Consider the following 18,932-nt stretch of genomic DNA (forward strand, 5'->3'; position numbering starts at 1 on the left):
GCCGCTTGGTGACTTTCCTGTCCTTTTCGCCTGCCCGGTGGGGATCAGGCTAGCCCGTACCGATCGGATACGCCCTGGTGGGCGGTCCGGACGGACTGGCTCCGCCGGGTGGGCGCGGCCCCGGTACGCTGCGGTACGCCGTGCCGGACCCGTCAGAAAGGTGGCCCTGTCCGTGACCGCGATTGCTCCGGGCCCTACCCGTACTCGCCGCGCCGCACTGGTGACCGCGATGTGTGCGCTGGCCCTCCTCACAGCGTGCAGTGAGGATCCGGACGCGGGCACGAACGGCGTGGGCAAGCTGGCCCCGGACGTCATCCAGTCGAAGACCCGCGCGGCGGCGACGTCGGCGGCGACGGTACGAATGGCGGGGACGGTGGTCACGAGCGGGCGCACGTACCAGCTGGACATGCGCCTGAACGCGGAGGGCGGGACCGGGTCGGTCACGTCGAAGGGCTCGACCTTCCAGCTGCTCCGGGTGGGCCAGACGCTGTATCTGCAGGCCGACGCGGAATTCTGGAACCATGCCGACGGGAGCGACACCAGCGCGGCGGGTGCGCTCGACGGCAAGTACGTCAAGGTGCCGCAGGGCGACCCTTCGTACAAGAAGTTCAGCGGCTTCACGGACAAGGACGTCCTCCTCTCGGGCCTGCTGACCCTGCACGGTGCCCTTTCGACCGACGGTCACCACGAACAGGCGGGCACCCCCACCATCCGCATCGCCGGCGACAGCGGCTCCGGCGGCACGCTGGACGTCTCACTGAAGGGCAAGCCGTATCCGCTCCGCCTGGAGCGCGGCGGCGGCGCCGGCACCCTCACCTTCTCGGACTGGGGCAAGACCTTCAGCGTCGTCGAGCCGGAGAAGGGCGAAACGGTGGACTACGGCAAGCAGCTGCCCACGTCGTAGGGGGCGGCCACCGGGGCGGGGTTCACGGCCGCGATGTTTCGGCCGCGCTGAACTCGGCCCGTGCTTCGGCTACTTGGACTTTCTGCGCTTCGTGAGGAGCTTCGGCAGGCCCGCCGGGATCGGCCGGCGGGTCGTGGCCGGGGACACCGGTGGGCGCTCTGCCAGGCTGCCCGTCGGCAAGGGTGCCGTCGCTCCCGTCGGGCGCAGGCGGAGCACCCTGCACTCCCTCGCCCAGCGGTCCGTCATGGCCTCGCCGTCGGGTGCGTTGAGGCGCTTGCCCTTCAGTTCCGCCACCGCCGCGTCCCACTCGGGGGAACCGGCGGACAGCTCCGTCACCGTCGCCGTCCAGGTGACCAGCCGGCCACCCTTGTCCTTGCTGCGGACGGTCACCTCGGCCGCCCCCCCGTCGGCCAGTCCGGTCAGCGGCTGCTCGGCTCCGTCGCCGACCAGGCACACACCCCCGTCGGCCCAGGCATGCCACACCGCACGCGCGGCCGACGCCCCGGCACCCCGGACCCAGATGAGACCGGACTTCTTCGTGGCCTCCTCGACGAGGGCCTGGTCGAGCAGCTCGCTTGTCATGGAACCAGCCTAGAGCCAGCCGTTGCGCTTCAGGGTGCGGTGGATGCCGAGGCAGATGACCATCGTGATGCCCATGATCACCGGGTAGCCGTACCGCCAGTGCGTCTCGGGCATGTGCTTGAAGTTCATGCCGTACACACCGCACACCATCGTCGGTACGGCGATGATCGCGGCCCAGGACGTGATCTTCCGCATGTCCTCGTTCTGTGCCACGGACGCCTGTGCGAGGTTGGCCTGGAGGATGGAGTTGAGGAGTTCGTCGAAGCCGACAACCTGCTCCTGGACGCGGGCGAGGTGGTCGGCGACGTCCCGGAAGTACTTCTGGATGTCGGGGTCGACCAGCCGCATCGGGCGCTCGCTGAGCAGCTGCATGGGACGCAGCAGCGGTGACACCGCGCGCTTGAACTCCAGTACCTCGCGCTTGAGTTGGTAGATGCGCGCCGAGTCCACGCCACGCGAGACCCCGCCCTTGCGGCCGGGCGAGAAGACCTCGGTCTCCACCTCGTCGATGTCGTCCTGCACGGCGTCGGCGACCGCGACATAGCCGTCGACGACATGGTCGGCGATGGCGTGCAGCACGGCCGAGGGGCCCTTGGCGAGCAGCTCGGGGTCGTCCTGGAGCCGGTGCCGCAGCGCCCGCAGCGAGCCCTGCCCGCCGTGCCGGACGGTGATGAAGAAGTCCCGGCCGGTGAAGCACATCACCTCGCCGGTCTCCACGACTTCGCTGTTGGCGGTGAGCTGGTCGTGCTCGACGTAGTGGATGGTCTTGAAGACGGTGAAGAGGGAGTCGTCGTAGCGTTCGAGCTTGGGGCGCTGGTGGGCCTGTACGGCGTCCTCCACGGCCAGCGGGTGCAGCCCGAACTCGCCCGCGATACCGGCGAATTCGGCCTCGGTCGGCTCGTGCAGGCCGATCCACACGAACCCGCCGTCCCGGCGCACCTGGCGCATCGCCTCCTGCGGGGTCAGCGGCTTCGGCGTCTCCACCCGCGCGCCGTTGCGGTAGACGGCGCAGTCGACGACCGCCGACGGCGTACCGGGGTCGCGGGTGGTGTCGTACGCGCCGGTCTCCGCACGCAGGCTCTTGCGCAGGGAGGGACGGGTCGGGCGGACCACGGCACGGAGGTCGCGGATCATCGACATGGGCAGGCTCCTTCGCGACAAGCAGCGGAAGACCGCGGCGAACGGGTGGAACTACCCGGAATGGGGACGTCCTGACTGCGGATGTTTGGCACGTCCACAAAGCGGGGAGCACCGCACCGTTGCGGTGGCGACTTCGCTACTGATTCGGATCAGACGAACGGATCCAGACAGACCCGGAACGGATCGGTCAGAGGGATCAGGCAAGCGAGAACAAAGTGCTCTTCCGAACGACAACGCGAACGTGAAGGCGGCAGCCAGCCAGTAGACGAAATCAGCGGGCGGAAGAGCGAGTGGTACTGCACGGGTGACTTCGATCCATGACAGCCCCACCTCCTCCAGCCGGTCCCTCGTAAGGGAGTCCTCAAGGCGTCGGGGGCTGACCGCGACGCTCTGCGTGCTGCCCCGAACCACCGCGGTCAGAGTAGCAGCAGCCCTCAGTGTCAAGGTGCTGCTTTGCCCGGTACTGACGAGTTCTATGCTCTCGACATGGCTGATGTTCTTCCTCTGGTCGAGGCCCGGTTGACCACCGCACTGGGCGAACCGGACGCGCGCGCGGCGGTCACCTTCCTCGGTACGGACCGCATCGAGGTGCTCCGTTTCCAGGAGGATCTCCAGGGCGAGAACGTCCTGCGCTACGCCACGCTCGGCATGTCCGCGCAGCCCATGACCGACCCCGCCGCGATGCTCGCGGACCCCGTCAAGGGCCCCCGTGCCGAACTGGTCCTGTCGGTCCGCGCCGGCCTCGCCGAGACCGACAAGGTTCTCCGCGCGTTGGCCGTCCTCGCCGCGTCTCCGCAGGTGGAGGGCCTGATCGTGACGCCGGGTGCGTCGCTGGACGTCGGCGAGCCGCTGTGGCCCGGCGCTCCCTTCACCTCGGTCCTGGTCGGCGAGCCGGGCGGTCTCGTCGAGGATCTGGCGCTGGACGAGCCGCTCGATCCCGTACGGTTCCTGCCGTTGCTGCCGATGACCCCGAACGAGGCCGCCTGGAAGCGCGTGCACGGCGCCCAGGCCCTCCAGGAGCGCTGGCTCGCCAGCGGGACCGACCTCCGGGACCCGCACCGGAAGTCCGTCCCACTGGACTGATGCACGAGGGTGAGCAAGCTCACCAAGCGCCGTTCCGAACCGGTCAGTTGGCAAAGACGGTGACGCCGTCCTCCGTCGCGTGCCCCGGCTCCGGCTCCTCCGCCATGGGGGTCCCCCCGCTCGAGCGAAGCCGAGAGTGGGGGAGGGCGAGCGCGTTCCGTCGTACGAGAACCACCAGCGCGCCCAGCACGGCGGTGACCGCCGCCACCACGAACGGGATGTGGATGTCGGTCCACTCCTCGATCTTCGGCGCGAAGTAGGGGGCGGCCGCGGCGGCGAACCAGCGGACGAAGTTGTAGCCCGCGCTCGCCACCGGGCGTGGTGCGTCCGACACGCCGAGGGCCAGCTCGGTGTAGACGGTGTTGTTCACGCCGATGAACGCGCCGGACAGGATCGTGCAGACGATCGCGGCGGTGTGGTTGCCGTAGCCGAGGACGACGACGTCCACGGCGAGCAGCACCAGTGAACCGCCCAGCACCTTCAGCGAGCCGAAGCGCTGCTGCATGCGCGGGGCCACCACCACCGAGAAGAGCGCGAGCAGCACACCCCAGGCGAAGAACACGGCCCCCGAGCGGTACGGGGTCATGTCCAGTACGAACGGGGTGAAGGCCAGCACGGTGAAGAACGTGTAGTTGTAGAAGAACGCCGACACGGCGGCGGAGGCCAGGCCGCCGTGGCCGAGCGCCCTGATCGGGTCGAGGATCGAGGTCTTGCGGGCGGCCTTCGGCTGCTCCTTCAGGAACGCGGTGATGCACAGGAAACCGACCGCCATCAGGGTGGCCGTGCCGAAGAAGGGATAGCGCCAGCTGATGTTGCCGAGCACCGCGCCGAGCAGCGGGCCGCAGGCCATGCCGAGGCCGAGGGCGGACTCGTAGAGCAGGATCGCCGCCGCGCTGCCGCCGGCCGCCGCGCCGACGATGACCGCGAGGGCCGTGGAGACGAACAGGGCGTTGCCGAGGCCCCAGCCGGCCCGGAAGCCGACGAGCTGGCCGACGGTGTCGGAGGTACCGGCGAGGCCCGCGAAGACGACCACGAACGCCAGGCCGAGCAGCAGGGTCCTACGTCCGCCGATCCGGCTGGAGACGAAGCCGGTGAGCAGCATCGCCACGGCGGTGATCAGGAAGTACGAGGTGAAGAGCAGGGAGACCTGGCTGGTCGTGGCGTCCAGGCCCTTGGCTATGGAGGGCAGGATCGGGTCGACGAGTCCGATGCCCATGAAGGCGACGACGGACGCGCCGGCCGTCGCCCATACGGCCTTCGGCTGCCGCAGGATGCTGCCCGCCCCCGCGTCGAATGGGTCCGCCATGCGCTTCCTCCGCTTCTCGTGTCGTTCGCTTCGCACGTCGATTGGTTGACCTATACACATAGTAAGTTAGGACGGCTAATTAATGCAAGATACATCTAAATTCGCCCGGTGACCGGTACCGCCCGGACGGGTGATCGTCCTTGACGTGGGCGATTCCGGGTAGGACCGTGGGGCCCTATGAGGGGCGAACCCAGTTGCCCGAAGTGTGGTGGCCGGGTCAGGGCTCCCGGACTCTTCGCCGACACCTGGCAGTGCGATGTGCACGGGACCGTGCATCCGGTACAGCCCGTGATCCCGCCCAGCGTCGAGGCCCTCGACGTCGTGGTGCACCGCACCCAGGTGCCGGTGTGGATGCCCTGGCCGCTGCCGGTCGGCTGGCTGTTCACGGGTGTGGCATGCGCCGGGGACGACCGCAGCGGAGGGCGCGGGACCGCCGTCGCCTGCTCCGGACCCGCGCCGCTCGGCGGCATAGGAGAGATGATCCTGGTCGCCGAGGAGCTCGGGGTCGGCCTCGGGGCGCGCTATGCGGGCATCGACGGGCCGGATCCGGGGCCGTCGATGAACGTGGAGAAGCCACCGCAGGCGAAGGTGCTGGCCGCCGGAAGGCCGGCGCCGCTCTGGCATGTGGCCGGGGTGCCGGACGACAGGGCCGTCTTCGCGGGCGAGGCCCGGGGTCTGTGGCTCTGGGCGGTGGTGTGGCCCGAGCAGACCGGGCTGCTGATGTACGACGAGCTGGTACTCACGGACCTGCGGGACGCGGGGGCGGAAGTGGATCTGGTGCCGTGCGGGGCGTTGTCGCCGCGCCTGCTCGAGCCATGACTGGTCCGCGCCCGTTCGGTCTGTAGGTGTGTGCCGTACCCTTAAGCGGTCCCGTCCCTGCCGTCCTGCCTGGAGTCCGCACCGTGCGTATCGATCTGCACAGCCACTCCACCGCCTCCGACGGTACGGACAGCCCGGCCGAGCTGGTGCGCAACGCCGCCGCTGCCGGGCTGGATGTTGTCGCGCTGACCGATCACGACACCACCCGGGGCCATGGCGAGGCCATCGCCGCGCTGCCCGAGGGGCTCACCCTGGTCACCGGGGCGGAGCTGTCCTGCCGTATCGACGGCGTCTCCATGCACATGCTGGCCTACCTCTTCGACCCCGGCGAGCCCGATCTGCTCGCCGAGCGTGAGCTGGTCCGGGACGACCGGGTGCCGCGGGCCCAGGGCATGGTCGCCAAGCTGAACGGGCTCGGCGTGCCGGTCACCTGGGAGCAGGTCAAGCGGATCGCCGGCGACGGTTCCGTGGGGCGGCCGCATGTCGCCTCCGCGCTCGTCGAGCTCGGTGTCGTACCGACCGTGAGCGACGCCTTCACGGAGGAGTGGCTGGCCGACGGCGGCCGGGCCTTCGTGGAGAAGCACGAGACCGACCCCTTCGAGGCGATCCGGCTGGTCAAGCAGGCCGGCGGGGTGTGTGTGTTCGCGCATCCGGCGGCCGCCAAGCGCGGGCGTACGGTGCCCGAGTCGGCGATCGCCGAGATGGCCGCGGCCGGCCTCGACGGCATCGAGGTCGACCACATGGACCACGACGCCGACGCCCGGGTCCGGCTGCGCGGGCTGGCCGCGGAGCTGGGGCTGCTGGTCACCGGGTCCTCGGACTACCACGGCAGCCGTAAGACGGTGGCGCTGGGCGAGTACACGACCGACCCCGAGGTGTACGGGGAGATCACGCGCCGCGCGACCGGCGCGTTCCCCGTCCCGGGCACCGGCGGACGCTGAGGCTCGCTCCCCTTCCCCAGTTCCCTGCGCAGCAGGCCGCGCCCGCCCTTTCCTGGGCCGGCCCCGCCCACGCGCGGGAACCCCCATCGCCCTGCGGCACGACCGCCCGCACCGCCGACCAACGCACAAGGCCCACGCATGTTCGACGTCGCCGTCTTCGGCTCTCTCTTCCTGACCCTTTTCGTCATCATGGATCCCCCGGGGATCACCCCGATCTTCCTCGCCCTCACCTCCGGCCGGCCCGGCAAGGTGCAGAAGCGGATGGCCTTCCAGGCCGTGTGCGTGGCGGGCGGGGTGATCACCGTCTTCGGGCTCCTGGGACACCAGATCCTCGACTACCTGCATGTCTCCGTGCCCGCGCTGATGATCGCGGGCGGCCTGCTGCTCCTGCTGATCGCCCTCGACCTGCTGACCGGCAAGAACGACGAGCCGAAGCAGACCAAGGACGTCAATGTGGCACTGGTGCCCCTGGGCATGCCGCTGCTGGCCGGTCCCGGTGCGATCGTGTCGGTCATCCTCGCCGTGCAGAAGGCGGGCAGCGTCTCCGCCCAGGTGTCCGTGTGGACCGCGATCCTCGCCATCCATGTCGTGCTGTGGCTGGTGATGCGGTACTCGCTGCTGATCATCCGGGTCATCAAGGACGGTGGCGTGGTCCTGGTGACGCGGCTCGCGGGCATGATGCTCTCCGCGATCGCCGTGCAGCAGATCATCAACGGCGTCACCCAGGTGATCAAGGGCGCGTAGACGGGACGGGCCGGGCGGACAGACGCGGAGCCCCCGTACGGCGTCGTGCCGTACGGGGGCTCCGAAGACTCTGCGGTGCTCCGCGCGTCGGTGTGGGTCGTGTGTCGTGGCCCGGGGCTCGTATCTCGTCACGAAGCCCGGTTCTCGTCTGGTTACGAAGCCTGGTTCTCGGCCGGTCGGATCCACAGTCGCTGCCCGATGGCGGCGGCCTGCTGGACGATCCTGTTGACGGAGGCGGCGTCCACGACGGTGCAGTCCACGGTGGTGCCGTCGACTTCGTCCAGTCGCCTGATTTCGAAGCGCATCTGCCTCTCCCTTCGTCTTGTGTTCCGTACCAGTCAACGGCCTGCGTGTTACAAACATTCCCTTGGCTAAAGAAAATTTTCGAACGCCTAACTACCGAGCGGTAATAGTCGTCCGGGAGACTGCCCGGGGCCGGTTGTGTTCGCAGCGTGACCGCCGGGACAATGGAGGCGATGAACGACGACCTCGCCGCCCTCAAGGCCCGTATCGACCGCACGAACGAGCTGCTCACCCGCATGCTCGCCGAAGTGGCGAAGACACCTTCGACACACGCGATCTTCGTCGACGCGGGCTACCTCTACGCGGCCACGGGCCGGCTCGTCGCCGGGACGGAGGACCGCCGCGCCTTCGACCTCGACGCCGAGGGGCTGATCGAGGCGCTCATCGACAAGGCACGCCAGATCTTCGCGGACAGCCGGCTGCTGCGCGTCTACTGGTACGACGGCGCCCGCCGCCGCATCCACACCGCCGAGCAGCAGACCATCGCCGAACTGCCCGACGTCAAGGTCCGGCTCGGCAACCTCAACGCCAACAACCAGCAGAAGGGCGTCGACTCCCTGATCCGCACGGACCTGGAGTCACTCGCCCGGCACCGCGCCATCAGCGACGCGGCCCTGCTCGGCGGCGACGAGGACCTGGTCTCCGCGGTCGAGGCGGCCCAGGGCTACGGCGCCCGTGTCCACCTGTGGGGCATCGAGGCGCCCGAGGGCCGCAACCAGGCCGAGCCGCTGCTCTGGGAGGTCGACAGCCAGCGCACCCTCGACCTCGAGTTCTTCAAACCGTACGTCGCCCGGCGCACCGCCCACGCCTACGAGGCCGGCGCCACCAGACCCACCCGCGAGGACGTCCGTTTCGTCGGCGCGCAGATCGCCGCGAAGTGGCTGTCCTCGCGGGGCAGCGAAGCACTGGTCGAGCTGCTGCCCGGCCACCCCTACCTGCCGGGCTCCGTCGACCAGGACCTCCTCGTCGAGGCCGAGAGCCTGCTCCAGTACTCCCTGCGCGGCCAGGCCGACCTGCGCCGCGCCCTCCGGGACGGCTTCTGGGGGCACCTCCAGACGCAGTACTAGCCGTTCACCCTGTCCCAGAAGGCGGCGAGCGCCTCTGCGGTGGGGGCCGGCCTTTCGGAGTTGGGGGAGTGCTCCGCACCCTCGATGACCGTGCGGTGCGCCCGCAGCCGCAGCGCCATGTCGTCCAGCAGCGGCAGCGGCCAGGTGTCGTCCCGCGCGCCCGACAGCACATGGAACGGCAGCGGTACGGCGGCGAGTTCACCGACGCGGTCCGGCTCGGTGCACAACTGGCGTCCGGCGGCCAGGAGTTGGGCCGGCTTGTTGCCCAGCCAGCGGCGCCGCAGATCCTCCGGGTCCTCCTGGTCGTCCACACCGCCCTCGTCCAGCTCCTCCGGTGCGTCCATGGCCCGCATGGCCTCCCACACCTCGGCCATCGGCATCACCGCGAGCGCGTCCCGCAGCAGCTTCACCCGCTGCTGCTGGGGGACGGAGATCTGCGCCGGGCCCGAGGACATCAGCGTCAGCGAGCGGAACGGCGTGTGGTCGAGGAGCACGGCCGCGCGCGCGATCTGACCGCCGAGGGAGTGCCCCAGCAGATGCACGGGCCGGCCGTCGCCGACCGCCGCCGCCTGCGCGAGCACATCCCGCGCCAACTCCTCCTGGGCGTACGCCGATTCGTCGTCCGCCGGGCCGTCCGACTCGAACTGCCCACGCCCGTCCACGGCGACGGTCCGGTATCCGCGCGCGCCCAGTGCTTCGTGCAGCGGGTTGAAGTCCTCCTTGCTGCCGGTGAACCCGGGCAGCAACAGCGCGATCCCCCTGGGCTCGGCCCCTGCGGCCGCGGGTGCGTCGATGACGGCGAACTCACCCCGCGCGGTGGCGAGCGCGTACGCGCGGGCACCGGCGGGCGGGGCAAAGGTGCGAGGCCTGCTCATGGGGAGAGGTTATCCGGCGGACGGCGACGGGCCGTAGGCCGGTGGATGAATCCCACAGCGGGGCAGCCGGCGGGCGGCGGTCCTGGGCCGGGAACGCCGACGGCCCGGCCCACACAGGGTGGGCCGGGCCGTCCTGACGCGTGCTCAGGCCTCGGGAGCCGCGGCGGTGGCCTTCCGGGTCCGGCGGGCCTTCGGCTTCGCCTCCGCGTCGGTCGTGTCGACCGTCGCGGCGGACTCGGCCGCCTTGCGGGTGGTACGACGTCTCGGCTTGACCTCCGGCTCGTCACTGGCCTGCGCCGGAATCTCCGCGGCGGCGACAGCCGTCTTGCGGGTGCGGCGGGGCTTGGCCTCCGCACCTTCGGCGGTGTCGACAGCGGCCTCCGCGACCTTCCGCGTCCGGCGCGGCTTGGCCTCGGCGACCTCGGCCGTCTCCGGGGCGGCGGCTGCCGTCTTCCGGGTGCGGCGGGGCTTGGGCTCCGCGACCTCGGCGGTCTCCGGGGTGGCGGCCGTCTCGGTGGCGACTGCCGCCTTACGGGTGCGGCGGGGCTTGGCCTCGGTGGCCTCGGCCGTGTCGACGGCCGCTTCGGCGGCGACTGCCGTCTTGCGGGTACGACGCGGCTTGACGGCCTCCGTCTCCGTCTCGGCGGCCGTTTCCGGAGCCGCGGCCGCAGTCTTGCGGGTGCGGCGCGGCTTGGCCTCGGCGGACTCGGCCGTGTCCACCGCCGTCTCGGCGGCGGCGGCGGTCTTGCGGGTGCGGCGCGGCTTGGCCTCGGCCTCGGCGGACTCGGCCGTGTCCACCGCCGTCTCGGCGGCAGCGGCGGTCTTGCGGGTGCGGCGCGGCTTCGGCTCCTCGGCGTCGACGACGACCTCGGGCTCCGGCGTGGTCACAACCGCCTCGACCGGCTCGGCGGTCTTGCGGGTGCGGCGGCGAACCGGTGTCACCGGAGCCTCGGCGGCCTCCTGCGGAGCCTCCGTGACCTCGGCGGCCTCGGCCGGCGTCACCGCGGCCTCGGCGGACTTGCGGGTCCGGCGGCGACGCGGCTTCTCCGGAGCGACCGGCTCCGCCAGGGCCTCGACGGCCTCGACGGTCTCGATGACCGCCTCCGGTGTCACGATCTCCGGGGTGGCGGCCGCGGCTGCCACCGGCTCAGGCGATGCCCCGCCGCGCGTACGGCGTCGACGGCGCGGGGTGCGGGTGCCCGCGGGCTCCGACGCCGTGACGGACTCGGCGGCGGGGGCGGGGGACACGGACTCGGCGGTCGGCGCCGTGGACGTCGTACCGGACGCCGTATCCGTCGCCGTACCGCCGCGGGTGCGACGGCGGCGGCGCGGGGTGCGGGCCTGGCGCTCGCGCTCCTCGGAGCGGGCCCCGGCCCCGCCACGGTCACCGCGGTCACCGCGGTCGCCCCGGCCACCGCGACCGCGTCCACCGCGGCCGCCGGTCTCGCCCAGGTCCTCCAGCTCCTCCGCGTCGAGCCCGGCGCGGGTGCGCTCCGAACGCGGCAGGACACCCTTGGTGCCGACCGGGATCTTGAGCTCCTCGAAGAAGTGCGGTGAGGTCGAGTAGGTCTCCACCGGCTCGGGGAAGCCCAGCTCCAGCGCCTTGTTGATGAGCTGCCAGCGCGGGATGTCGTCCCAGTCGACGAAGGTGATCGCCGTACCCTTCGCGCCCGCGCGGCCCGTACGGCCGATGCGGTGCAGGTACGTCTTCTCGTCCTCGGGGGACTGGTAGTTGATGACGTGGGTGACGCCCTCGACGTCGATGCCGCGCGCGGCGACGTCGGTGCAGACGAGGACGTCCACCTTGCCGTTGCGGAAGGCGCGCAGCGCCTGCTCGCGGGCGCCCTGACCGAGGTCGCCGTGGACCGCACCGGAGGCGAACCCGCGGTGCTGGAGCTGCTCGGCGATGTCGGCGGCCGTGCGCTTGGTCCGGCAGAAGATCATCGCCAGTCCGCGGCCGTCGGCCTGCAGTATGCGGGCGATCATCTCCGGCTTGTCCATGGAGTGCGCGCGGTAGACGAACTGCTTGGTGTTCGCGACGGTCGCGCCCGTGTCGTCCGGGGCGGTGGCGCGGATGTGGGTGGGCTGGCTCATGTACCGGCGCGCGAGGCCGATGACCGCGCCCGGCATGGTCGCCGAGAACAGCATGGTCTGGCGCTTGGCCGGAAGCATGTTGATGATCTTCTCGACGTCGGGCAGGAAGCCCAGGTCGAGCATCTCGTCGGCCTCGTCGAGGACGAGCGACTTGATGTGCTTCAGGTTCAGCTTCTTCTGGCCCGCGAGGTCCAGGAGCCGGCCCGGGGTGCCGACGACCACGTCGACGCCCTTCTTCAGGGCCTCGACCTGCGGTTCGTAGGCCCGGCCGCCGTAGATCGCCAGGACGCGCACGTTACGTACCTTGCCGGCCGTCAGCAGGTCGTTGGTGACCTGGGTGCACAGCTCGCGCGTGGGAACGACGACGAGCGCCTGCGGGGCGTCGGTGAGGGCCTCGGGGGCGGCGCGGCCGGCCTCCACGTCGGCGGGGACGGTCACGCGCTCCAGGAGCGGCAGACCGAAGCCGAGGGTCTTGCCGGTGCCGGTCTTGGCCTGGCCGATGACGTCGGTGCCGGACAGGGCGACCGGGAGTGTCATCTCCTGGATGGGGAAGGGGTTGATGATGCCGACGGCTTCCAGGGCCTCGGCGGTCTCGGGAAGGATCCCGAGTTCTCGAAACGTCGTAGTCAGGGTGCTGCCTCTTCTGTGTGTCGCGGTCCGAGGCGAGCGCGGGGGTCTTTGACGGACCGTGCCGGGGGACGTCGGCTGCCTTACGGGCGGGCCGTTGGGCACGCCGTATGACACGGGACCTCTGCCGACGCTCTAGCGCTCGTACCGCTGAGGTGTCCCTCCGGTCGTCGTACGCGATGTGCCGTACGCGCCGGGAGGGCTGTCGGGTCGGAGCCGATCGGGCCACCGACCGGGCATCCTCATACGTGCGGCCTGTCGAGGCACGTCCGAATACGACGGCGTACCAGCAGGCGCATTACCACCATACCCCGGAATCGTGCACATGCGATGGCCGATTTGGTCACGTCGTGGTAGTCACAGTGGTTGACCAGGGGCTTCCCGAAGACTTCTCCGGGTCTTCTCGGGGCTTCTCGGGGCTTCCCCGGGGGGTTCCCTGGGGCTTCCCCGAGGCGGCGAGCGGGCTATTGTGCGCTTCATGACGAGCTCTGACAAGCCTGAGACCGCCTCCGCCGAACCGACCGGTGTCGCCGCCCAGGACTGGGCGCGGGCAGCCGCCGACCCGCAGTACCGCGCCGCGGTAGTCGACCTGCTCGGCGCGCTCGCGTACGGCGAGCTGGCGGCGTTCGAGCGTCTCGCGGAGGACGCCAAGCTGGCGCCGTCGCTGGTGGACAAGGCCGAGCTGGCGAAGATGGCGTCGGCCGAGTTCCACCACTTCGAGCGGCTGCGGAACCGGTTGACGGAGATCGGCGAGGACGCGACGAAGGCGATGGAGCCATTCGTCGCGGCCCTCGACGGTTTCCATCGGCAGACGGCGCCGTCAGACTGGCTGGAGGGCCTGGTCAAGGCGTACGTCGGCGACTCGATCGCCAGTGACTTCTACCGGGAGGTCGCGGCACGGCTGGACGCCGACACGCGCGAGCTGGTCCTGGCCGTACTCGCCGACACGGGGCATGCCGGGTTCGCCGTGGACAGGGTGCGGGCGGCCATCGACGCCGATCCTCGTATGGGGGGCCGGCTGGCGCTGTGGGCTCGGCGGCTCATGGGGGAGGCGCTGTCGCAGTCCCAGCGGGTGGTGGCCGACCGGGACGCCCTGTCGACCATGCTGGTGGGCGGGGTGGCCGACGGGTTCGATCTGGCCGAGGTGGGGCGGATGTTCTCGCGGATCACCGAGGCGCACACGAAGCGGATGGCGGCCCTGGGGCTGGCCGCTTAACGCCCTGGGCGGGGCTGTTCGCCCGCGGGCGCGCCGGGCTACGCCGGGATCGATCGTCGGCGCAGATGGCGGCCCGCCGGGCGGAGCAGCAGCGAGAGGGAGGCCGCCGAGACGATCGCGGCGCCCAGCAGGCTCACGAGGACCGTACCCGGGCCCAGCGCGCTGTGGGTGACGAAGTCGCCGAAGAGGGCTCCCGCGACGCCCGTGGAGAACACCAGGGGGCGGGCCGGAAGACGATGGGAGAGACGGCTGGCAGCGGCCCATGACAGGGCCAGGCCGAGCAGTGCGGATCCAAGGGCTTCCAGCAGCATCACGAGGGGTCCCTCCCACGCCTGGCGGGTGCTTCGCGGTCGTAGGCCGTCATACCCGTGACCTGCGGAATGCAATCCTCCTCTGTGGGTGACTTGTGGACCGGATATGGAGAGCGGACACGACGGAGGGGCCCGGCGGACGGGTGTCCGCCAGGCCCCTCCGTGCTGCTGTGGCTAGACCGCGGTGAAGCCCACTTTGCGCACCGTCGGCTCGCCGAGCTCGATGTACGCGAGGCGGTCCGTCGGGACCAGCACCTTGCGGCCGCGCTCGTCCTCCAGGGACAGCACCTGCGACTTACCGGCCAGCGCGTCGGCGACGAGGCGCTCGACCTCCTCGGCGTTGAGACCGCTCTCCAGCACGATCTCGCGGGGCGCGTGCTGCACGCCGATCTTGACCTCCACGGCTATGTCCCTCCGACGGTCAGTGAAGTGCGCGACCTTCCGCGCCGTACGCAGCACACATTAGCCCGGTGAGGGGACGTACACGCTGCGGGCGTGCACGCCAGGAGCGAACACCGAACGGGAATGCGGTGCCGGCGCGTCCTGACCCCCTCAGTGTGGGTCGGTGCCGTGCAGCGGGAAGCCGGCGATGCCCCGCCAGGCCAGCGAGGCCAGCAGCTGCACCGCCTGGTCGCGCGGGACGCTGCGGTCGCTGTGCAGCCAGGAGCGCGCCACCACCTGGGCGAGGCCGCCGAGGCCGGAGGCCAGCAGCATCGACTCGGCGCGCGAGAGACCGGTGTCCTCGGCGATCACGTCGCAGATCGCCTCGGCGCACTCGTTGGTGACCTTGTCGACGCGCTCGCGCACCGCGGGCTCGTTCGTCAGGTCGGACTCGAAGACCAGACGAAAGGCGCCGCCGTCGTCCTCGACGTACGCGAAGTACGCGTCCATGGTGGCCCGGACGCGCTGCTTGTTGTCCGTCGTCGCCGCGAGCGCGCCCCGTACCGCCTGGATGAGGGCGTCACAGTGCTGGTCCAGCAGAGCCAGATAGAGGTCGAGCTTGCCCGGGAAGTGCTGGTAGAGCACCGGCTTGCTGACGCCGGCGCGTTCGGCGATGTCGTCCATCGCGGCCGCGTGGTACCCCTGCGCGACGAAAACTTCCTGGGCGGCGCCCAGCAACTGGTTCCGACGGGCACGGCGCGGCAGGCGAGTGCCCCGCGGGCGCGCCGCCTCTGTCTGCTCGATGGCTGTCACGCCGCCTCCCAAAATCGTCCACATGCGGATTGCGCCGCCCGGCCATCGTACTTTTCGGTAACCGTGCTGTGCGCGGTGCGAGCGCAGAATTTCACGTACCGGACGGCGGCGAAAGCCGCACCGGGAAATGCGGACAGGCCAGGTGGACCCGTCGAGCCCCCCGTGGTCAGCGGTAGTCGTCCTCGTCGAGGGAGACCACGCGCGCCTGTTCGATGAGATCGGCCTCGTTCGCGCGGTCCTTGTCCACATCGGTGAGCGGGTCGTCCTGGGACGGTGCGATGTCCGTGTGCTGCTCGGCTGCGTCGGCTTCCGGGGCCTCGACGTCGATCTCCGGGGCGTCCTCCGCCTCCGGCTCCAGATCGTCGAGCACGTCGGGGTGGGTGGGGTCATAGGCCATGGTGGGCTCCCTTCCTTCGAATGTCCCTGGCAGAAGCAGGGGGTCATAAACGGGTGCCCTCTTTATGAGCGTAGGAGACACCGGATGCGGACGCTATGTCATCGACGGCCGTTCACCCGGGATGCCGCCGACGGCCGCCCACTCGGTCTCGTCGACTGCTCGTCGGCGGCCGATCGGCCGATCGGCGGTCCGGCCGCCGCTCAGCCGGGTGGCTCTGTGACGGCGAACACACGAATCACTGTGTGATCGTCTCGTAACATTGGCCCATGTCTTCGACCGAGCTGCCCTCAGTGCCGCCCACCAGCGTGCTGCCGAAGGCGGCGGCCGTCAGAGTCGCGGAGGGCGAGCGGCTGCGGTCGGTAGGGCTGCCCGGTGTCACTCTTTCGATCCGGTCCAGGCCCCCCACGCGCGCGGGCCTGCCGTCCGCGTTGTACGTCCACGGGCTCGGCGGCTCCTCGCAGAACTGGTCGGACCTGATGCAGCGGCTCGAAGATGTCGTGGACGGCGAGGCGGTCGACCTGCCGGGCTTCGGCGACTCACCGCCGCCGGACGACGGCGACTACTCGGTCACCGGGCACGCGCGCGCGATCATCCGCTATCTCGACGCGGTGGGCCGCGGTCCGGTCCACCTCTTCGGCAACTCGCTCGGCGGCGCGGTCAGCACGCGCGTCGCCGCCGTCCGTCCCGACCTCGTCCGCACGCTCACGCTCGTCTCGCCGGCCCTGCCCGAACTGCGCGTGCAGCGCACGGCCATGCCGACGGTGCTGCTCGGTCTGCCCGGCGTCGCCGGACTGCTCACCCGCACGACCGGCAGGTGGACCGCCGAACAACGCGTACGGGGTGTACTGGCCCTCTGCTACGGCGATCCCGGCCAGGTCACCCCCGAGGCGTTCGAGTACGCGGTGGAGGAGCTCGAACGGCGGCTGCGGCTGCCGTACTTCTGGGACGCGATGGCGCGGTCCGCGCGCGGGATCGTCAACGCGTACACGTTGGGCGGGCAGCACGGGCTCTGGCGCCAGGCGGAGCGCGTCCTGGCCCCGACCCTGCTGATCTACGGCGGCCGCGACCAGCTCGTCGGCTACCGCATGGCACAGAGGGCCGCGCGCACCTTCCGCCACTCCCGGCTGCTGTCCATGCCCGACGCCGGGCATGTGGCGATGATGGAGTACCCGGAGGCGGTGGCCGGGGCGTTCCGTGAACTCCTCGCGGACGCCGAGGGGTTGGGCGGCGGTACGGTCGCGCCGGGCGTGGGGAGCTGAGGGGCGGGTGGGACGCCACAGTCGCCGCGGCCAGGCCCCCAAAGCCGACGCCGGGGATATATCGGGCATAGGTGCGGGTCGGAAGAGAGACCCCAAGGGCGAGCGCGGGGGCGCCGGATCGATACCGCGCCCGGCCAACGGCACGCCTGCGGGCGGCGCGCCGCGTCTGCCCGACGGTACGGGTGCGGGTGCGGTGCCGCGTCGGCAGGGTGGTGCGCCGGGGGGTGGGGTGCCGCGTCTGCAGGACGGCACGCCAGTGGGTGGGGTGCCGCGGTTCGCGGGCGGTACGGCTGCCCGTGGTGTCCCGCGCCCCGCGGACGGCACGCCGGCTCAAGGGGTCCCGCGTCTTCCGGACGGTACGCCCGTGCGTGGGGTGACTCGCTTTCCGGACGGTACGCCCGCGCAGGGGGCGCCTCATTTCCCGGACGGTACGCCCGCGCGCGAGGTGCCTCGCCTCCCCGACGGTACGCCCGCGCAAGGGGCGCCTCGTTTCCCGGACGGTACCCCCGCCCACGGCGTGCCCCGGTTCCCTGACGGTACTCCCGCGCAGGGGGCACCTCGGTTCCCGGACGGTACGCCCGCTCATGGCGTGCCCCGGTTGCCTGACGGTACGCCCGCCCACGGCGTGCCCCGGTTCCCTGACGGCACTCCGGCTCACGGTGTTCCCCGCTTCCCGGACGGGACCCCCGCCCACGGCGTCCCGCGGGCCCGTGGTGGTCATCCCCAGCAGCGGGAGGCGGGCGGTGGCTGGGGTGAGGTGGGCGGGCAGGCGGGTGCCGCCGCCTCGGGGGCGGCCGGGCCGTCGATACCGCGGCAGCGGCGGAGCGGGCCCGGTGGGCCCCGGCAGGACTACCTCGACGCTTTCGGCGAGGACGCCGACGTCTTCACGCCTCGCCCTGGCGTCGGCATCGGCGCCCAGCGCGCGGAAACGTATCCGCCCGGCTCCGACCCGCACACGTCCCCGCTCGCCCCCGGTCGGTCCACATCCCCGCTCGCCTCCGAGCCGTACGGCGACGGCGACGATGGCGATGACGACGCGCCGCCCACCGGTGAACCCGCGCAGCCCAAGGGTGGCAAGGGTCGGGCCCTCGCCGGCGTTGCGGCCGCCGCTGTCACCACCGTGCTCGCGGTAATCGTCGCCGGCCAGGTCGCCGACGGCGGTGACAGCGCTGTACGGTCCCAGTCGGCCGCCGGCGACGCACGGGCCACCGACGGTCCCGCCTCGCGCGGCAACGGCCGTACGACACCGTCCGCCTCCGTCACCGCCCCGCCGAGCGTGGCGACGCTCTCGTACGAGCAGGCGATGGACAAGAAGTACCCGCTCGGCGCCAAACTGGCCGGGTCCGGGAAGTTCGACGCCGTGCCCGGGATCGCCAAGGGGTCCGGCAAGGGGCAGAAGTACACCTACCGCGTCGACGTGGAGCAGGGACTCGGGCTGGATGGCGAGCTGTTCGCCGCGGCCGTGCAGAAGACGCTCAACGACGACCGCAGTTGGGCCCACAACGGCGCGCGCACCTTCGAGCGCATCTACTCCGGCAAGCCGGACTTCGTGATCACGCTCGCCAGCCCCGGAACCACCGCCAAGTGGTGCGCCAAGTCCGGTCTCGACACGACCGAGGACAACGTGTCGTGCGACTCGGCCGCCACCGAACGCGTGATGATCAACGCGTACAGGTGGGCGCAGGGCAGCAAGACATACGGAGACAAGATCCACGCCTACCGACAGATGCTGATCAACCACGAGGTCGGCCACCGGCTCGGCTACGGCCACGTGACCTGCGACAAGGACGGCGAGCTGGCGCCGGTCATGCAGCAGCAGACCAAGTTCCTCGACCACGACGGCATCCACTGTCTGCCCAACCCTTGGCCGTTTCCCAGGAGTTGACAGGTGGCGCATACATCACATTGACATGGGCAGAAAGTTCATACATATTTCTGGGCATGTCGACCCTTCACGTCTCCGCGCGCGCCGCCATCGAGCTGGCGCTCATCGGCGTGACCGCGCTCTGCGTGGCCGACATTCACTGTCGCTGACGCTCGCCCCTGGGCGTTCGCGTCGCGATCTCTCTC

Annotated in this window: 20 protein-coding genes; 10 read left to right on the top strand and 10 right to left on the bottom strand. The window is 71.0% G+C overall.

Translation table 11 applies throughout. The annotated features are described in order from the left end of the window. Positions 1 to 172: 172 nt before the first annotated feature. Positions 173 to 904 carry a hypothetical protein gene (locus ABTY98_RS06645; RefSeq protein ID WP_352219766.1) on the top strand — a complete coding sequence of 244 codons (732 nt, stop codon included), beginning with the start codon at positions 173 to 175 and terminating at the stop codon, positions 902 to 904. A 69-nt stretch (positions 905 to 973) separates the two neighbouring features. On the opposite strand, the gene ABTY98_RS06650 is transcribed toward ABTY98_RS06645, so the two are convergent. After that, the gene (locus ABTY98_RS06650; protein WP_352219767.1) at positions 974 to 1,486 is read right to left on the bottom strand and encodes a hypothetical protein; all 513 of its coding nucleotides are present in this window, start codon (positions 1,484 to 1,486) and stop codon (positions 974 to 976) included. A gap of 9 nt (positions 1,487 to 1,495) precedes the next feature. Next, positions 1,496 to 2,626, bottom strand: coding sequence for a magnesium and cobalt transport protein CorA (locus ABTY98_RS06655; RefSeq protein ID WP_352219768.1), 1,131 nt, complete (start codon positions 2,624 to 2,626; stop codon positions 1,496 to 1,498). Positions 2,627 to 3,112: 486 nt separating this feature from the next. Here ABTY98_RS06655 and ABTY98_RS06660 point away from each other — a divergent pair, with 486 nt between their 5' ends. Further along, complete coding sequence (locus ABTY98_RS06660) at positions 3,113 to 3,709, top strand: suppressor of fused domain protein (protein ID WP_352219769.1); 597 nt, start codon at positions 3,113 to 3,115, stop codon at positions 3,707 to 3,709. A gap of 43 nt (positions 3,710 to 3,752) precedes the next feature. Here the strand turns inward: ABTY98_RS06660 and ABTY98_RS06665 are convergent, their stop codons facing one another. Then, entirely contained in the window at positions 3,753 to 5,015 is a 1,263-nt protein-coding gene (locus tag ABTY98_RS06665) for an MFS transporter (RefSeq protein WP_352219770.1), read from the bottom strand. 177 nt (positions 5,016 to 5,192) lie between these two features. On the opposite strand from ABTY98_RS06665, the gene ABTY98_RS06670 reads away from it, so the two are divergent. The 3 genes from ABTY98_RS06670 (at position 5,193) to ABTY98_RS06680 (ending at position 7,519) form a co-directional block, all read left to right on the top strand. Then, on the top strand, positions 5,193 to 5,834 hold the full coding sequence (locus ABTY98_RS06670) for a DUF6758 family protein (RefSeq protein WP_352219771.1): 642 nt from the start codon (positions 5,193 to 5,195) through the stop codon (positions 5,832 to 5,834). 83 nt (positions 5,835 to 5,917) lie between these two features. Beyond that, a complete protein-coding gene (locus tag ABTY98_RS06675) occupies positions 5,918 to 6,775 on the top strand; it encodes a PHP domain-containing protein (RefSeq protein WP_352219772.1) in 858 nt (285 codons plus the stop codon). Positions 6,776 to 6,913: 138 nt separating this feature from the next. Continuing rightward, positions 6,914 to 7,519 (top strand): MarC family protein, encoded by a 606-nt coding sequence (locus ABTY98_RS06680; protein WP_352219773.1) that lies wholly within the window; start codon positions 6,914 to 6,916, stop codon positions 7,517 to 7,519. Between the two features lie 152 nt (positions 7,520 to 7,671). On the opposite strand, the gene ABTY98_RS06685 is transcribed toward ABTY98_RS06680, so the two are convergent. Beyond that, positions 7,672 to 7,824 (bottom strand): DUF8834 family protein, encoded by a 153-nt coding sequence (locus ABTY98_RS06685; protein ID WP_351704745.1) that lies wholly within the window; start codon positions 7,822 to 7,824, stop codon positions 7,672 to 7,674. A gap of 162 nt (positions 7,825 to 7,986) precedes the next feature. Here ABTY98_RS06685 and ABTY98_RS06690 point away from each other — a divergent pair, with 162 nt between their 5' ends. Further along, positions 7,987 to 8,889, top strand: coding sequence for an NYN domain-containing protein (locus tag ABTY98_RS06690; RefSeq protein WP_352219893.1), 903 nt, complete (start codon positions 7,987 to 7,989; stop codon positions 8,887 to 8,889). Here the strand turns inward: ABTY98_RS06690 and ABTY98_RS06695 are convergent. Both ABTY98_RS06695 and ABTY98_RS06700 read right to left on the bottom strand, forming a co-directional pair. Then, positions 8,886 to 9,764: an alpha/beta fold hydrolase gene (locus tag ABTY98_RS06695; RefSeq protein ID WP_352219774.1), complete on the bottom strand. Its 879-nt coding sequence runs from the start codon at positions 9,762 to 9,764 to the stop codon at positions 8,886 to 8,888. The two genes, ABTY98_RS06690 and ABTY98_RS06695, sit on opposite strands and share 4 nt — an antisense overlap. 144 nt (positions 9,765 to 9,908) lie before the next feature. Then, positions 9,909 to 12,395, bottom strand: coding sequence for a DEAD/DEAH box helicase (locus ABTY98_RS06700; protein ID WP_352219775.1), 2,487 nt, complete (start codon positions 12,393 to 12,395; stop codon positions 9,909 to 9,911). 559 nt (positions 12,396 to 12,954) lie between these two features. Here ABTY98_RS06700 and ABTY98_RS06705 point away from each other — a divergent pair. Further along, on the top strand, positions 12,955 to 13,701 hold the full coding sequence (locus ABTY98_RS06705; protein WP_352219776.1) for a ferritin-like fold-containing protein: 747 nt from the start codon (positions 12,955 to 12,957) through the stop codon (positions 13,699 to 13,701). A gap of 38 nt (positions 13,702 to 13,739) precedes the next feature. Here the strand turns inward: ABTY98_RS06705 and ABTY98_RS06710 are convergent, their stop codons facing one another. The 4 genes from ABTY98_RS06710 to ABTY98_RS06725 form a co-directional block, all read right to left on the bottom strand. Further along, positions 13,740 to 14,012, bottom strand: a complete 273-nt coding sequence (locus tag ABTY98_RS06710; protein WP_352219777.1) for a hypothetical protein — start codon at positions 14,010 to 14,012, stop codon at positions 13,740 to 13,742. Positions 14,013 to 14,186: 174 nt separating this feature from the next. After that, entirely contained in the window at positions 14,187 to 14,414 is a 228-nt protein-coding gene (locus ABTY98_RS06715) for a DUF3107 domain-containing protein (protein ID WP_352219778.1), read from the bottom strand. Between the two features lie 150 nt (positions 14,415 to 14,564). Further along, positions 14,565 to 15,206 (bottom strand): TetR/AcrR family transcriptional regulator, encoded by a 642-nt coding sequence (locus ABTY98_RS06720; RefSeq protein ID WP_352219779.1) that lies wholly within the window; start codon positions 15,204 to 15,206, stop codon positions 14,565 to 14,567. Positions 15,207 to 15,372: 166 nt separating this feature from the next. Then, positions 15,373 to 15,603 carry an Rv3202a family protein gene (locus tag ABTY98_RS06725; RefSeq protein ID WP_352219780.1) on the bottom strand — a complete coding sequence of 77 codons (231 nt, stop codon included), beginning with the start codon at positions 15,601 to 15,603 and terminating at the stop codon, positions 15,373 to 15,375. Between the two features lie 266 nt (positions 15,604 to 15,869). Between ABTY98_RS06725 and ABTY98_RS06730 the strand changes: the two genes are divergently transcribed. The 3 genes from ABTY98_RS06730 (at position 15,870) to ABTY98_RS06740 (ending at position 18,896) form a co-directional block, all read left to right on the top strand. Next, positions 15,870 to 16,862, top strand: coding sequence for an alpha/beta fold hydrolase (locus tag ABTY98_RS06730; RefSeq protein WP_352219781.1), 993 nt, complete (start codon positions 15,870 to 15,872; stop codon positions 16,860 to 16,862). Between the two features lie 445 nt (positions 16,863 to 17,307). Continuing rightward, entirely contained in the window at positions 17,308 to 18,747 is a 1,440-nt protein-coding gene (locus ABTY98_RS06735) for a DUF3152 domain-containing protein (RefSeq protein ID WP_502994162.1), read from the top strand. Between the two features lie 56 nt (positions 18,748 to 18,803). Beyond that, a complete protein-coding gene (locus tag ABTY98_RS06740) occupies positions 18,804 to 18,896 on the top strand; it encodes an Ms4533A family Cys-rich leader peptide (RefSeq protein WP_352219783.1) in 93 nt (30 codons plus the stop codon). The last annotated feature ends 36 nt before the right edge of the window (positions 18,897 to 18,932 follow it).

Origin of the sequence: Streptomyces sp. NPDC096040 (genome assembly GCF_040303265.1) — a bacterium.
GTDB lineage: Bacteria > Actinomycetota > Actinomycetes > Streptomycetales > Streptomycetaceae > Streptomyces.